The sequence below is a fragment of the Campylobacter sp. BCW_6465 genome, from assembly GCF_001762815.1.
Lineage (GTDB): Bacteria > Campylobacterota > Campylobacteria > Campylobacterales > Campylobacteraceae > Campylobacter_D > Campylobacter_D jejuni.
Genome location: NZ_MJXN01000022.1, coordinates 1 through 388 on the forward strand (window position 1 = coordinate 1; position 388 = coordinate 388).

The 388-nt window shown below is 21.1% G+C and carries 1 protein-coding gene; it reads left to right on the top strand.

The annotated features are described in order from the left end of the window. Positions 1–388, top strand: a 388-nt coding sequence (locus AJ886_RS10660) for a hypothetical protein (protein WP_148124016.1), incomplete at both ends; no start/stop codon positions are given.

The following is a 388-nucleotide window of genomic DNA, read 5'->3' on the forward strand; positions in this document are numbered from 1 at the left end:
TTGGATTTATTCTTGCTTTTACTAATATAAAATTTTATCTTACAACTTTAAGTGTTCTTATTGTCTTTTCTATTTTAAATTATTGGATTAAAATTAATATAAAAGAATTTGTAAAATCTTATTTTTTAATATCTTTTATTATCTTTTTTATGGCTATTGTTATCATATTTTATCTTAGCTATGATCTTGAAACTTATAGAGGATATGTAATGCTCGGTCCTCCAGAAGCTGAAGAATTATCACCACAAGAATATATAGTATATAAGTGTTCTAAATTTTTAATCTTTATAAATTTTATTTTTTTTACAATCACATTTATTATACTTCCTTGTTTATTACAAGCTTATTTATTTAAATGTTATAGCACAGGAGAAAAACGCAAAAAATT